Genomic DNA, 14,942 nt, shown 5'->3' on the forward strand with positions numbered 1-14,942 from the left:
ATAATGAACAGGATACTGGTTGGTATCATTTTTTCTCTTTTTATCACGACAGGATATATTGCATACCTTGTTTATGATCGTCAGCAGGAGTTGCAAAAACTGACTCAATACACTGAGTCCTGGTCGGTGGCCCAACTGGTATCTGAGTATTACCGTTTTGAATCATGGCTTGGTCTATACGCAACCGATACCGATGACGTTACGATAGACCAGGTCCGCATGCGCCTTGAAATTATGCTGAGCCAGGGCGATTTAATGAAAGGGGGGGATTTAGGTCGCTATATTGACAGTGATAAAGCGCACCAGGAACTCGCTTCACGCTTAGAGCAAATACTGAACTATCTGGATGGTAATCTTGAAAAAATGAGCCATCCTGAGTTACAGGCATACCTGAAAAATATGCATATGCTCGATGCGCCACTGAGTCAACTTTCTGCAACAGCATTAACAAAAGACATTAACACGGTTAATGAATCGAACTATAAAATACAGATTCTTTATTATATTTACTCTGCACTTTCATTGCTCCTGGTGATATTAAGTTTCATCCTGGGGTTTTTAATGATTTATCAGAACAAAAATATTCTCAAAGCACATATGCAGGTTAAAAGCCTTGCGGAAGAACTCCAGTTATCAAAAGAAACACTGCAAATTCAGAATGCGAAGCTGGAATATGATGTCTACCATGATTCCCTAACCGGGATGAAAAACCGACTTTACTTCTGGGACGATCTCAACAAAATTAATCTTCAGGCAGATAAAAACCATATCCCTGTAACGGTAATGTTATTTGATTTAGACCGGTTTAAAGAGGTTAACGATACCTACGGCCATGATACTGGCGATTTACTGTTACGTCAGGTATCCCGTCGTCTGACTTCAATGAGTTGCGATTCAGAGACATTTTACCGTCTGGGCGGAGACGAGTTTGCGCTTCTGTCCAGCGGTTTAATCGAAACAGCAGCACTCTCACGAGCCAAAGAAATCTGCGATGAGATTAGCCAGCCCTATACGATTAACAATCAACTGATAAAAATTGCCACCTGTGTGGGTATCGTCTTATCAGACAATGAACGACGCTCTGATTATCTCTATAAATTTGCCGATCTGGCGCTCTATGAAGCCAAAAAAGAAGGCCCGCAACAAATAAAAGTCTTCCGCCAACGGATGCTACAAAAGCTGCTTGAAAGCAGAACCCTTGAACATGATATGGTATTGGCATTAGAAAACAATGAGTTCGTTGTTTATTACCAGCCTATTGTCGATTCATTCAGCAAGGAAATTTACGGCTATGAAGCGTTGATTCGCTGGATACACCCTGCAAAAGGAATTCTGTCACCTGATTACTTTATTTCTGTCGCTGAAAAAACAGGAATGATTAACGAAATTGGTAAATATGTGCTTGAACTTGCCTGCAGAGAAGCCGCCTCATGGGCGGTTCCGGCAAGGATTTCCGTGAATGTCTCGCCTGTTCAGTTGAGCAGCAAATCGTTTACTGCGATGGTACAGTCTGTCCTGAAAGAAACGGGTTTACCGCCTAACCGTCTTGAGTTAGAGGTAACTGAGTCGTCACTCTTCACGGACATCAATGCCCCAATAAATATACTCAAAAAACTAAGAACTACGGGTGTGAAAATTTCCATTGATGATTTTGGGACAGGATATTCTTCACTATCAAGGCTCAGTGAGCTTAATTTCGATAAAATAAAAATCGATAAATCCTTTGTGAATTCTATATCTACGAAAGAGGATGCTCTTAATATCGTCAAGCTCATTGCGGGTATGGCAAAGAGCCTCAATATGAAGGTCATTGCCGAAGGCGTTGAAACCGAAGAACAACTGGAACGTCTTCAGGTTCTGGGTTGCGATCTGCTGCAGGGGTATCTGTTCGGAAAACCTCAATCTCAAGTCGACCTAAAAATCAAAAACGGCTAAATCAGATTTAGCGTTTTCTCCTGCCTTACACAGCACTTTTTCATTATCCGTTCACGCTTTAGTAACGGAAAAAAAGACGCCTCGTCAGGGAACGGCGGCGTCCAGAATGAAAAAACCAGGCATCAATTCCATCAAGATATATGTGTCGAAAACGGTACGAAACCGTTTGCGTACGCATTATCTCACAGCAGGAGAGTCCCATCAGCTACCAAAATGGGTAATACCTGATGCGGAGTTCCAGCCGATGCCTGCCTCTCCGACTTCACAGCGTCAGGGGAAACTGCAGTGATTGTTCGTATATAGGGAAAGCCGTACTAAAACGGGTGCTTACAGGTGAGATACTGACAACTCATAGCCCTGCTCTTTCATGACCGCTGCTACGGTCCAGTACTGGTCAAGGGCCATGTGAGCGGATACACGTTTAAACTCTGCGCTGAAATTTCTTCTTTTCACTGGAGCACAGGTGTTGTTCTTAGGTGAGCAAATCACCTCTGTTCAGGTGGCCAAATTCAGTGTGCCACTACAGTTCCGCTAAAATCAGACGTTGGGAAAGCATTGCCTGTTGTCTTCGACCTTATTGCACGTAAAATAACCAGATACATTTTGGGAAGGAGTCTTTAATGGATATCGCACTGCTCAACAGGGGCTGGAACAGAACATGGTCAGATACCATGGTGAATCTGGAAGCCCGGAAACTCGTCGAAACAGCAAATCGGTTATCAGCATTCTATTTGCAAGATGGGATAACACGTATCAAGTTTGTTGGAGAGATAAAACAGGTTGTAGAGAAAGAATTTGAAACAGCGCGACGGGCTAAAACCGATGAAGAATGTATCGTATGCATCAAAAATCTGCGTGCTGAAACAGACAACCTGCTTGAACAAGAGCGTCTGTTAAGAACCAGGTCCGCACAGCTTTACGCGAAGGTCGAGTTTGTTAAGGAAAATAATAAAATCGTCGGCTACATGATTTCAGTTATTCACATTGTGGTTTCTGGAATGGCAATTGCTGGCGGTGCGTTGATGGTCGCTACAATGACACCTTTAGGTATGCTGGCAGGGGCTATCCTTGTCACAGATGGCATTAACGGTCTGTCAAAAGAAATTATTCCTGGTATATATGGAAAACAATATAAAACAGAGGGATTTGTGGCTGATGGCACTATGGAAGCGGCCCAATTTATGGGTTTCAAGCCTGAAGCAGGGCTTGCGACTTATAACGCCATTACGTTAACTGCAAGTGTATATAGCATCTTTGGATTAGCCAGAAGACCCGAAGCATGGAGGCTATTTAAATGGATGCCCCGTGATTTCTATCGAAAAGTCGATACGATGAGCCGTCCAAAATTAACAATGAAAATAGTCGGGTATGGACTTAAGGCCAAAGTAATATTTGACCTGCTTTCTACTGACACATCGAACCATTAGCCTCTGAATTTTCTCCAGAACCGCCAGGATTTGTAAGAAAGGACTGGCGGCTGAATAAATGCAACGATGACTATTGCGATCAGAATTGATATCCCACCGCCTACGACGGTTTCTTTCGCAGAAAACAACACTAAAATGATAAAAACCATCAGACATACCGATGTTATCCATAAAACAACCCTGAATCGATTAGCCAGATCCTGAATCGCTTCCCCCAACGTTCCACCATAGCTTTCAACATTGTTTTTTATCTTCTGCAAATCCGATGGTGTAAACCCTGAACGTAACAACGCCTCATCAGTCACTTTCATCTCGTATCGTCCTTTATCACTCAGAAGTTGTTTCTCAATCACTGATTGTGCCAGCAATCATACTGATGAACTTTATAGCAATCCAGCCGAAACTTTTCGGCAGACTCTATCCCCTTTATTGTCTTCTGGGTGGTGCCAGGCCGTTTCGGCCATTGAAGGTTAACGATCACATGATGTTTGTACAATTTATTAGATTACTAACAATACAAACTATTTAGCGCCGTGATCGGTAGGTTAAAATATGTTGTTAGCCGCTCGCGCTAATTTGATTTCCTCTTGCGCTTCGTCGTTGCTGCATTGTTGGCTTTTGACATAGTATCCCCTCCCTGAATCTGCCAGCGCTCACCGTACAGCAGAGTGACATTACAATGAAAAGTACGACAAGCGTGGTGGCTGTAAGCCATCAGACAGGCGACTATCCCTGCAGCTTCACTGGTAATCTCTGCGCCATTGCCGTTCATTGTGTTAAACAGCGCCAACTTCTCATCGGTATCTCCATTTGTTTCCGGAGCCATAAACGCACCGCCGTTACTCAGTGTGTAAAAATTCCAGATACCCCCGCAGTAGTCTGCGCAGAAGCGGTCCATCCTGGCGAAGAACTGGCAGGTTTTTCAGAAACGTAGCAACGGCGATTTTGCTGGTAGTCCGGGTAGAAGCGACATCCACCTCTAAATTTAACAATCTAAAAAATACATTTGTCTGGTTAATTGGATGAAATCACATTATTCAGCTAAGAGGTGGGGATAATGCGATAAATTCACGTAACTGGAGAAATAACATGGAGTTTTTCAGGAAAACGGCACTGGCAGCACTGGTAATGGGTTTCAGCGGTGCAGCGCTCGCCTTACCGAACATCACCATTTTAGCGACCGGCGGGACGATTGCCGGTGGCGGTGACTCCGCAACCAAATCTAACTATACGGCGGGCAAAGTTGGCGTAGAGAATCTGGTCAAAGCCGTTCCTCAACTTAAGGATATCGCTAACGTTAAGGGTGAGCAGGTCGTCAATATCGGTTCGCAGGATATGAACGACGACGTCTGGTTAACCCTGGCGAAAAAGATCAATAACGAGTGTGACAGCACCGACGGCTTCGTGATTACCCACGGTACAGACACCATGGAAGAGACCGCTTACTTCCTCGATCTAACCGTTAAGTGCAACAAGCCAGTGGTGTTGGTTGGCGCAATGCGTCCGTCTACCGGGATGAGCGCGGACGGTCCGTTCAACCTCTATAACGCGGTGGTGACCGCAGCAGATAAAGCCTCTGCCAGCCGTGGCGTGCTGGTGGTGATGAATGACACCGTGCTTGACGGGCGCGACGTGACCAAAACCAGCACCACCGATGTTGCGACCTTCAAATCCGTAAACTACGGACCGCTGGGCTACATTCATAACGGTAAAATCGACTACCAGCGTACGCCTGCGCGTAAGCACACCACCTCCACGCCGTTCGACGTTTCTAAACTGAATGAACTGCCGAAGGTCGGTATCGTCTATAACTACGCGAATGCTTCAGATCTGCCGGCAAAAGCGCTGGTGGATGCCGGTTATGATGGGATTGTGAGCGCGGGTGTGGGTAACGGCAACCTGTACAAAACAGTCTTCGATACGCTGGCAACTGCAGCGCACAAAGGGACTGTTGTGGTGCGTTCTTCCCGCGTACCGACGGGTTCAACCACGCAGGATGCTGAAATCGATGATGCGAAGTACGGTTTCGTTGCCTCTGGTTCCCTGAACCCACAGAAGGCACGCGTACTGCTGCAACTGGCGCTGACGCAGACTAAAGATCCGAAGCAGATCCAGACAATGTTTAATCAGTTTTAATCGCTGAAGGCGGCTGCGCTTACCACTTTTACTTTTAGGTCTGATAAGCGCAGCGCTTTCAGGCAGTTTGCCGGATGGCTTTATCCGGCAAATGCACTTAGGATCTTATTCGGTGAGAAACAGTACAGGCAGCAAGTTTAAAAACAGTTTTCCGTGCTGGGTGATCTGCCAGTGCGTCTCACTCTCGGTCAGATCCCCCTGAGCAATGGCCTCATCAAGCGGCTGACGAATCACCGTCTCCGACAACCCCGTATATTGCGTAAATTCAGCCCACGGGGCCACTTCCGGCAGACGGAATCGGTTCATGAAAAATTCAAACGGTTTATTGACCTGCTCCACATTGAGCAGGCTTTTCATATAACGCCCCTGCATATAGCCACGCGGATGGCGCGTTTTGGTGGTGCGCAGAATGCGGCTATCGGGGAACGTGACTTTACCATACGCGCCGCAGCTGATGCCGGGATGATCGCCAGTAATATACTGCGCGCGGCGGATGTGGCCCTGTACCAGGCAAAAGAGCTGGGAAAAGCGAGGATTGTGAGCTTCACGATGCTGGAGACGGGGTAATCGTTAACCCGCAACCGTTGGCTTCTCTTGCCAAAGGCTTTCTACTGGTGGTACCAGGGCGGATTGCTGAGACACAGCGGTGGTTACTAATATCACCAGCAAATTTGATGCCCGTCAAAGAAATATGACTACATGACTCAAGTAATTAACGGGCAAGTCGATACTCAATATGAAAATACGTCAGCACACCTTACATGGCTGAACAGAGCCCTTTGTTAAATCAGCTGATATATCTGGCACAGATAATCGACACGGCCATTTAAGTTAAATTATTATATGGAGATAAAATGAAAGTACGTCTTTTAGCAATGGTATCCGCATCTTTAATTCTTGCTGGCTGCGCAGGGTCGGTAAAACCAGACACTGTAAAGGCGGCAAATGGTAGCTCAATTGAAATTTACAGCGTGTCCGCCATTCCAGAGCTGAATAACAATCGAGTGGCCGATAGTCACTTACGCGAAGTGACTCCGGGTCATGTAGCGGCTGGTATGGGGATCGCGGTGGTAGGTGCATTACTCGGAAGTATCAACAGTAGTGATTTTGATAAAGAGAACTATAAAGGAACAACAGTCGAAACCCTGGAGAACCCAACAAACAACTGGTTTATTCCAAAAGCCAAACAAAATATTACTCAGTGGATGAATGAAAAAGGGAATGGCCACCTCTATAAACAACCACTGTATATTGGTAAGGCGACCTGGGCATTAATCTATAAAGATGCGAATGCTGCAACACCGCTTTATCAGCTAAAATATAAAGTTCTGTTTTATAAACGCCCGGAAAGCGGGAATATGTTCTCTGCATTTACAGTAGCAGAATGTGCCCCAACACCTGTCGAGGCCCCATTGAGCGACTGGAATGCAAACAATTATAAGAAAGTTGTCAGCGAAACTGAAAAATATATGAATAGCTGCCTGCTTGAACTGAATAATCAGCTTCCACGCTTGCTAAAACAGTAATAGCCTCTACTGAACCCACCTCAGTGTTCTCACTTTGTTTTTAATACGACTCGATGAGTTCTTCATCGAGTCGATTAAGAATCCATTATTACGTAGTCGTCATGACAAGAAAAGGTTAACAGATTAACGTCCCGCAAGAATGATTTTACAGAAAATATCCAGAGAAAACACACCAGAAGGTTCAATATGAAGACATTACTAACATCGGTGTGTATTAATCAACAGGGAGCAGGTCACATAGAACCCCTTAAAAAAAGATTGTACCTTGAGAGTAAAAATCGTCTTAAGTTATTGTTTTTAATGGATTTTGTTGTGTGAGTGTCGATGATAGGAATGAAATAACAATGTAACTCATTGATTACTATTATCCTTTTAAACAAAAAAATGAAAAGTGCCCCCATATATGCCCCTCAATGAAAGCACTTAACCATTGCTTATTTTTTATGCTCTGTTCGACTCGCTATCTCCGGAACGGCTTCACCAGGAGAAATCATAGTTCTGATAGTCGTTTGCTTTGACAAACGCTCCTGCATCAATTTGCTCAACGGGACCTTAGTTTCTCGTGATTCTGCGATCAATTCTGCTATTAAATCCCCTGAAATTTTCTCTCCATCACCAGCTATTGCCAGGGTAGATATACTATAAGTTGCATCAGCTTCATCATCGGATCTAGTCATAATATCTAAGGCCATTTCAGGATTTTCTGAGACAATTTCCATTGCAGCCTCCATCCCCATACCAAACGATCCAAAATCATGCGTAAACTTGTCAGGATGGTTACGGCTCATTGTCAATGCGAACAAGTCATCGTTGCTAAAAGGTAAGTGGAATGAATTAAAATTTATAAACTGCATACCATCAATTCTCATTTGAAAATGATAATGTGGGTACTCTATCGCCGTTCCAGAATGTCCCTTAAAATCTGATTCAGAGCAATCAAACGTCCATTCAATATTATTCCATTTGATGGTGCTCGATAATACCTTACCTTTAGGCATTTCTAGCGGTAAATCATTAATATTGACCAGTGGTTTTTCCATATTGGCACACCACCTTAAAAAAGCAGCAATATTAATATACCCGTATTTATTATACAGCTGAGGGAAATACTTGGTCTTGAATTTACATCTTCTCAGTAGCCAATGAAGACATGGATTATCCTTACTAATGGTCTTGAAAGATTTACCACATAAGTAGCATTCACCAACCAAATAAGACTTTTTGAATTCATCAAATTGCCGCAACCCTTCCTCTTGCGATTTTAAGGTTAATTCATCCCTTTCACTCTTTGTTAATGAATTAAATCTCTTTAAAATCTTCTGTTCATCAATCATATTCAGGCTCACTTAGATAGTCTATTAGCAAGAAATAAAAACCTCATCATGTTTAGATGTGTAAAAATCATTTCTTTGTAAAGTTTATTTCCTTGAACTTTCCTAGCAATTCAGAAACAGAATCAATAGCTCCTTTTCCATCCTCCACTTTTAACTTTGAATGATGTATGGGGGATTTATATATTGAAGATACAGAAGATAAGATTAATGCATCTTTATTCTCATCACTTAATAACTGTTCAGCATAAGCGTTTAATGTTAATGCTACAGCAGATTTAAAAGCATATTCCTCCTGAAAATTTCGCTCTTTGCTGTACTGTGCAATTCCAAATAAAAGCAAACCTATGGCAGGTAGTGCCTTAATTGAATTGATTATAAGCAATTGATAGCTCATTGCTTCATCGGAAGACCAATGGAATAATAACCATATCCATACAACTGTAGCCACTGCTAGACAGGGAACAGTCCAGCGCCAAAATTTAACCGAAGGTGATAATTCATTTTTGCGTTGTTTAAAAGTTTCAAACAATGATGCACCAACCTCACGACCTATCAGATCATCTAAATATGAATTCCTTTCAATAAAATAACTCTGCTTTTCTTCAACAAAAGTTAGTTTCTTGTCAAAATCCTCTGTTAATAATTCGAGTTTCTTTGAGATCTTCGCATACTCACTTTTATAATCAGAGATATCAACATTAATTTTATCTATTTCACTTGAGGCCTTGTCAAACAATTTATCTAAATCATTCTTTTTGCTTTCCGCTAACGTAAGTTGTGTGTTAACTTTTTCCACAGAATTTGTAGCATTGTTATAAAGATTATTTATCGTTTCGCTTTGCTGCATTATATTTTGCAGTGAAGCCTCTAAAGTTTTAATTTTAGCAATGCTTTCCTCATTGAAACTTTCTAGCCGCTCATGTTCATTAGATATGTTGCGAATCAACTCATCCAGATCAGAAATACGTGAATCAATGAGTATTTTCTTCGCCTCCATTAATTCATTATCGCTTTGTATTTTTTTCGTTGACGCGCTTAAAACCCTTCTTGAATTATACTCCCAAAAACCATAAATTCGTTGGTATGCAGCCAATCTCAAAGCATAACCCAATGCATTAGGAAAATCCCCGCTACCATTATAATTATTTAAATATCCGATATCATTGATAAGATTACCGCTTCCAACATCAGATAAATTATAGTTCAGAGGCAAAGTTGCAAAGTTCTCTTCTGTTATTTCTTGTTTGAAATGCGCATATATCTTACAAACAAGTAAAATATAAGAATCCAAGCTTAACTCACCTATTAAAACCCCTGAGTAATCACCACTATCCTTATATTTTTCAGCAACATTCCTTTTAAAGACTTCGGAATCAAACACCTCTAACAATGCCATAACTTGATCTTTTTGCTGCCTGTTCACATTCAGACTCCTAAATAAAAAATATAATTTTAAACACTACGGAGCATCTAACGATTAATAGATTTAGTTCATTAAAATCACTCTTTAAGTAGTGAGTTTATACTAAAACAAAAAATCACAAGAATCATCAAATTTACATTACACCTGCACATATCTGATACATTGCTACAGATATTCGTCGCACGCATTATTTCGAACGTCATGTTGTATCTCCATCCAGTAGGCTTCTTACTTTACAGAACCGCACTAACTATCGGAGCTTTTAGAGGAAGGATTCATAGCGTTCGCATGCCTATTTCAAATTATTACCTAGCCGCAGAGCGCCAGAACGGATATCTTCGTGAGCAGCGCGACGAGTGGGAGCGGAAGGCGATAAGCAACTTTGAATATTGCTCCGAAATGACTATGCGCATTGAGGAACTCGAATCACAGCGTCAAATAGCATTCATGGCTGGAAATCGCTGGGCGGATAAATCAAGAGAGGCAGAGAAGAGGATTGCTGAAATGCAGGCGTTAGCGCGTGGCGTGAAGCAGTTCTCAGAGTTCCAGATTTGCCATTACGGTGCCACTGAGGACTATGCAAAGGGCTATATCGACTGGCGCCCAATCATCTTACCGAACATGCAAGACAAATTGACTCTATTTTCGGGTCTTCTATCCCAAATATGTCCCACAGTGAAAATAAGGAAGGTACAAATGATGCGTAACTACTTGATATGAATGGTGCCGATAATAGGAGTCGAACCTACGACCTTCGCATTACGAATGCGCTGCTCTACCAACTGAGCTATATCGGCCCTGAGAGGCCGGTTACGAGTGTAACCACGGGGCAAAAGGTTAGATCTATCCGGGTGATGCGTCAATGCCCTTTTGAATCAAACGGCTATTTTTGCATCACCCGTGATTATTTACGCACGAATCGTATCGTCACCAAAGCCGATCCACTTGTAAGTGGTCAGTGCTTCAAGGCCCATCGGGCCGCGCGCGTGCAATTTCTGCGTGCTGACAGCCACCTCTGCGCCCAGTCCGAACTGACCGCCATCGGTGAAGCGCGTTGAGGCATTGACATATACCGCAGAGGAATCCACTTCGTTCACGAAGCGATCGGCATTGCGCAGGGTGCGCGTCAGGATCGCGTCAGAGTGCTGCGTACCGTGTTCACGGATGTGTGCAATCGCGTCGTCGAGATCGGCAACAATCTTCACATTCAGATCCAGAGACAGGAATTCATCGTCATACTGCTCAGCTTTTACTGGAACCGCAGTCGCCGGGCCATCCTTCAACAGCGCCAGAGCGCCGGCATCAGCGTGCAGCGTCACGCCGCTTTGCGCCATCTGTTTGCTCAGTGCTGGCAGGAAAGTGCTCGCAATGCCCTGATGCACCAGCAGCGTTTCCACGGTGTTACAGGTGCTTGGACGCTGGGTTTTCGCATTGACGATAATCTTCAGCGCCGGTTCAATCTCAGCACTGTCGTCAACGACGATATGGCACACGCCAATACCGCCGGTAATTACTGGAATGGTCGACTGCTCGCGGCAGAGCTTGTGCAGCCCCGCACCCCCACGTGGGATCAGCATGTCGATGTATTTATCCATGCGCAGCATTTCGTTCACTAGCGCGCGGTCCGGGCTCTCGATAGCCTGGACGGCACCCGCCGGTAAACCACACTCTTCCAGCGCCTGCTGAATAACCTTTACCGTCGCAGCATTGGTACGCCAGGTCTCTTTTCCGCCGCGCAGAATGGCGGCGTTGCCGGTCTTCAAACACAGGGAGGCGACATCAACGGTGACGTTTGGGCGAGCTTCATAAATCACGCCGATTACGCCAAGCGGCACACGGCGACGCTCAAGACGTAAACCGCTGTCGAGCAGGCCACCGTCAATCACCTGCCCAACCGGGTCAGCGAGATTGCAAACCTGACGGACATCATCAGCGATACCTTTCAGACGCGCCGGCGTCAGCGCCAGGCGGTCAAGCATGGCCTCGCTCAGACCGTTTACACGTGCCTCAGCCAGATCCTGTTCATTAGCTCGCAATATCTCAGCGGATTGCGATTCCAGATAATCAGCGATTTTTTCCAGCACGCGGTTTTTCTCGCGGCTGGAAAGGAGCGCCAGTTTGTAAGAGGCGGCTTTCGCAGCTGCGCCCATTTGTTCCAGCATGTTCTGGCTCCTTAACGAATAATCATGTCATCGCGATGCACAGCAACCGGGCCATACTCATAGCCGAGGATGGCGTCGATCTGCTGCGAGTGGTGACCGGCAATGCGGCGTAAGGCATCGCTGTTATAGCGGCTTACGCCGTGGGCAATATCGCGACCTTCGAGGTTACGGATGCGGATCACTTCACCACGGGAGAAGTTGCCTGTCACGCTTTTAATTCCTTTAGGAAGTAATGAACTCCCTCGTTCCAGAATCGCGGCTGTCGCCCCTTCATCAACGACGAGTTCACCAGCAGGAGGCGCACCGAATATCCAGCGTTTACGGTTTTCCAGCGGGGATTCCTGCGCGTGGAAACGGGTGCCAACGGAGATACCTTCCATCACGTCGCCAATCACACCTGGGCGGCTGCCCGCCGCAATAATGGTGTCGATACCGGCGCGGCACGCTACATCAGCGGCCTGCAGCTTGGTACCCATGCCGCCGGTTCCCAGGCCAGACACGCTGTCGCCCGCGATGGCGCGAAGCGCATCGTCAATGCCGTGTACATCGGTAATCAGTTCGGCTTCAGGGTTAGAGCGCGGGTCGGCAGTAAACAGACCCTGCTGATCGGTCAGGAGCAGTAATTTATCGGCACCGGCCAGAATCGCGGCCAGCGCTGAGAGGTTGTCGTTGTCACCCACTTTGATTTCAGCGGTGGCAACGGCATCGTTTTCGTTAATGACGGGAACGATATTATTGTCCAGCAACGCGCGCAGGGTATCGCGGGCGTTCAGGAAACGCTCTCTGTCTTCCATATCCGCACGCGTCAGCAGCATCTGCCCAACGTGGATACCATAAATAGAGAACAACTGTTCCCAGAGTTGAATCAGTCGGCTTTGTCCCACGGCGGCCAGCAGCTGTTTGGAGGCGATCGTCGCGGGGAGCTCGGGGTAGCCAAGGTGTTCACGCCCGGCGGCAATCGCCCCGGAGGTTACAATCACAATACGATGCCCTGCGGCATGTAACTGAGCGCACTGACGTACAAGCTCAACAATGTGGGCGCGATTTAGGCGGCGCGATCCGCCTGTTAAAACACTGGTACCGAGTTTTACCACCAGCGTCTGGCTGTCACTCATGATTCTCTGCCGTTCAACGATAAGGGAAAGTAATGTCAAACGAACGTTTTAACAGGAGTCAGCCCCGTTGCCAACTGCCATAGCACATCACGAAACACTTTATTGCTCGGGATCAGGAAGCGTAGCGGCAAAGTTTGACAATTTTATTACTGAAATAATAAATCACAGTTTTTTAAAATTATTCTTAGTTTGTCATAAAAGTTTCACTCCAGAACGATAAAACCCTTCCTGTTTTTTCACGGGACTTAAGCATGAGCTTATCGTCCAGCGAATTTTTTAGCGCGTTTATAAGACAGGATCGAAAATGAAAAAGAGCACTCTGGCATTAGTGGTTATGGGCGTCGTGGCTTCTGCATCTGTTCACGCAGCTGAAGTTTATAATAAAGATGGTAATAAACTGGACGTGTACGGCAAAGTTAAAGCCATGCACTACATCAGTGATGATGCCACCAAAGATGGTGACCAGACTTATGTTCGTTTCGGTTTTAAAGGCGAAACACAGATTAACGATCAGCTGACAGGCTATGGCCGTTGGGAAGCTGAGTTTTCAGGCAACAAAGCAGAGAGCGATTCTACTCAGAAAACACGTCTGGCGTTTGCCGGTCTGAAACTGAAAGACTTCGGCTCACTGGATTACGGTCGTAACCTGGGTGCCCTGTATGACGTGGAAGCCTGGACCGATATGTTCCCTGAGTTCGGCGGTGACTCTTCCGCGCAGACCGATAACTTCATGACCAAACGTGCAAGCGGTCTCGCCACATACCGTAATACCGACTTCTTCGGTGCGATTGATGGTCTGGATATGACGCTGCAATACCAGGGTAAAAACGAAAACCGTGACGCCAAGAAGCAGAACGGTGACGGCTTTGGTACTTCTCTGACGTATGACTTCGGTGGCAGCGATTTCGCCATCAGCGGCGCCTACACCAACTCTGACCGTACCAATGCTCAGAACCTGCTGACTCGTGGTCAGGGCGACAAAGCAGAAGCGTGGGCAACCGGTCTGAAATATGATGCTAACGATATTTATCTGGCAGCAATGTATTCAGAAACTCGCAATATGACGCCAATTTCAGGTGGTTTTGCGAATAAAGCTCAGAACTTTGAAGTTGTCGCACAATATCAGTTCGACTTTGGTCTGCGTCCGTCCCTGGGTTATGTCCAGTCTAAAGGCAAAGATATCGAAGGTATTGGTGACGAAGATCTGGTGAAATACATTGATGTTGGCGCAACCTATTACTTCAACAAAAATATGTCTGCGTTTGTTGATTATAAAATCAACCAGATTGATGACAATAATAAACTGGGTGTGAGCAGTGATGACATCGTTGCCCTGGGGATGACTTACCAGTTCTGATTATGAGAAATAAAAAAACCGGCTTAATGCCGGTTTTTTTTGGTCGGGATTAATGCGGTATGATGCCCTCATCCACAAGGAAAGAGAGAAAGCCATCAGGCAGTCAGCTTCACCGCTTCGCTGGAGAAATCATCCGCTGGCTCGAACTTGAGATCCAAAGTAGCCAGCAGTGCGCTTGCCTTGTCCTGGAACTCTTTCAGGGTATATTCCAGGCGGTCAATCACTTCCTGATCTTTAATGGAGGTAGCCTGCCATTTGCCGTCTTTATTAAACAGGCCAAACTGGTAGCTATATGTAAAACGTTTTTCCTCTGCTTCCATTTCCATCCACCAGCCCCAGAATTCACGTTTTTCGGGTGCAGGCTTCACGTTGACGCATACAGCCAGACAGTCGAAAAAAAAGCGATTCTCTTCACACTGCTCTTCTCGAATATACGGGCCAAGAGCCATAAATTTCTTAATCAGTCTACTTTTCGGATGTCCACTCGGTAACGTCATTGCGATCTCCTTTTGTGAAGCCACTGTTTT

The 14,942-nt window shown here is 45.4% G+C and carries 12 protein-coding genes, 1 tRNA gene and 3 pseudogenes; 7 read left to right on the forward strand and 9 right to left on the reverse strand.

All coding sequences use genetic code 11. The annotated features are described in order from the left end of the window. Positions 1–3 precede the first annotated feature (3 nt). Positions 4–1,935: a putative bifunctional diguanylate cyclase/phosphodiesterase gene (locus tag WB237_RS12495; protein ID WP_336213364.1), complete on the forward strand. Its 1,932-nt coding sequence runs from the start codon at positions 4–6 to the stop codon at positions 1,933–1,935. A 620-nt stretch (positions 1,936–2,555) separates the two neighbouring features. After that, positions 2,556–3,362: a DUF4225 domain-containing protein gene (locus WB237_RS12500; RefSeq protein WP_336213366.1), complete on the forward strand. Its 807-nt coding sequence runs from the start codon at positions 2,556–2,558 to the stop codon at positions 3,360–3,362. On the opposite strand, the gene WB237_RS12505 is transcribed toward WB237_RS12500, so the two are convergent. Continuing rightward, positions 3,359–3,673, reverse strand: a complete 315-nt coding sequence (locus WB237_RS12505) for a hypothetical protein (RefSeq protein WP_336213368.1) — start codon at positions 3,671–3,673, stop codon at positions 3,359–3,361. The genes WB237_RS12500 and WB237_RS12505 overlap by 4 nt on opposite strands. A gap of 347 nt (positions 3,674–4,020) precedes the next feature. After that, positions 4,021–4,275, reverse strand: a pseudogene (locus WB237_RS12510) (antirestriction protein); the annotation flags it as partial. A gap of 176 nt (positions 4,276–4,451) precedes the next feature. Here WB237_RS12510 and ansB point away from each other — a divergent pair. Continuing rightward, positions 4,452–5,498, forward strand: a complete 1,047-nt coding sequence (ansB, locus tag WB237_RS12515; protein WP_336213370.1) for an L-asparaginase 2 — start codon at positions 4,452–4,454, stop codon at positions 5,496–5,498. Positions 5,499–5,603: 105 nt separating this feature from the next. Here ansB and WB237_RS12520 read toward each other — a convergent pair. Continuing rightward, positions 5,604–5,969: pseudogene (locus WB237_RS12520) on the reverse strand (radical SAM family heme chaperone HemW); the annotation flags it as partial. Between WB237_RS12520 and WB237_RS23040 the strand changes: the two are divergent. Both WB237_RS23040 and WB237_RS12525 read left to right on the forward strand, forming a co-directional pair. Beyond that, complete coding sequence (locus tag WB237_RS23040; RefSeq protein ID WP_442892509.1) at positions 5,883–6,065, forward strand: hypothetical protein; 183 nt, start codon at positions 5,883–5,885, stop codon at positions 6,063–6,065. The pseudogene WB237_RS12520 and the gene WB237_RS23040 overlap by 87 nt on opposite strands. A gap of 287 nt (positions 6,066–6,352) precedes the next feature. Beyond that, on the forward strand, positions 6,353–7,024 hold the full coding sequence (locus WB237_RS12525) for a hypothetical protein (RefSeq protein WP_336213372.1): 672 nt from the start codon (positions 6,353–6,355) through the stop codon (positions 7,022–7,024). 434 nt (positions 7,025–7,458) lie between these two features. On the opposite strand, the gene WB237_RS12530 is transcribed toward WB237_RS12525, so the two are convergent. Together WB237_RS12530 and WB237_RS12535 are read right to left on the reverse strand one after the other, a co-directional pair. Then, positions 7,459–8,358: a hypothetical protein gene (locus tag WB237_RS12530; RefSeq protein ID WP_336213374.1), complete on the reverse strand. Its 900-nt coding sequence runs from the start codon at positions 8,356–8,358 to the stop codon at positions 7,459–7,461. A gap of 67 nt (positions 8,359–8,425) precedes the next feature. Continuing rightward, positions 8,426–9,781: a hypothetical protein gene (locus tag WB237_RS12535; protein WP_336213376.1), complete on the reverse strand. Its 1,356-nt coding sequence runs from the start codon at positions 9,779–9,781 to the stop codon at positions 8,426–8,428. Between the two features lie 596 nt (positions 9,782–10,377). On the opposite strand from WB237_RS12535, the pseudogene WB237_RS12540 reads away from it, so the two are divergent. Continuing rightward, positions 10,378–10,488 (forward strand): annotated as a pseudogene (locus WB237_RS12540) (hypothetical protein); the annotation flags it as partial. A 14-nt stretch (positions 10,489–10,502) separates the two neighbouring features. On the opposite strand, the gene WB237_RS12545 reads toward WB237_RS12540, so the two are convergent. From WB237_RS12545 to proB, 3 genes are all read right to left on the reverse strand, one after another. Further along, positions 10,503–10,578: transfer RNA gene (locus WB237_RS12545), tRNA-Thr, on the reverse strand. A 111-nt stretch (positions 10,579–10,689) separates the two neighbouring features. Next, the gene (proA, locus tag WB237_RS12550) at positions 10,690–11,943 is read right to left on the reverse strand and encodes a glutamate-5-semialdehyde dehydrogenase (RefSeq protein WP_336213379.1); all 1,254 of its coding nucleotides are present in this window, start codon (positions 11,941–11,943) and stop codon (positions 10,690–10,692) included. 11 nt (positions 11,944–11,954) lie between these two features. Continuing rightward, the gene (gene proB / locus WB237_RS12555; protein WP_008501877.1) at positions 11,955–13,058 is read right to left on the reverse strand and encodes a glutamate 5-kinase; all 1,104 of its coding nucleotides are present in this window, start codon (positions 13,056–13,058) and stop codon (positions 11,955–11,957) included. Between the two features lie 304 nt (positions 13,059–13,362). Between proB and phoE the strand changes: the two genes are divergently transcribed. Further along, positions 13,363–14,415, forward strand: a complete 1,053-nt coding sequence (gene phoE, locus WB237_RS12560) for a phosphoporin PhoE (protein ID WP_236920951.1) — start codon at positions 13,363–13,365, stop codon at positions 14,413–14,415. A 95-nt stretch (positions 14,416–14,510) separates the two neighbouring features. Here phoE and crl read toward each other — a convergent pair whose 3' ends face one another. Further along, positions 14,511–14,912 carry a sigma factor-binding protein Crl gene (gene crl, locus WB237_RS12565; protein ID WP_114977848.1) on the reverse strand — a complete coding sequence of 134 codons (402 nt, stop codon included), beginning with the start codon at positions 14,910–14,912 and terminating at the stop codon, positions 14,511–14,513. Between the last annotated feature and the right edge of the window lie 30 nt (positions 14,913–14,942).

The sequence above is a fragment of the Enterobacter sp. P82 genome, from assembly GCF_037053385.1.
Taxonomy (GTDB): domain Bacteria; phylum Pseudomonadota; class Gammaproteobacteria; order Enterobacterales; family Enterobacteriaceae; genus Enterobacter.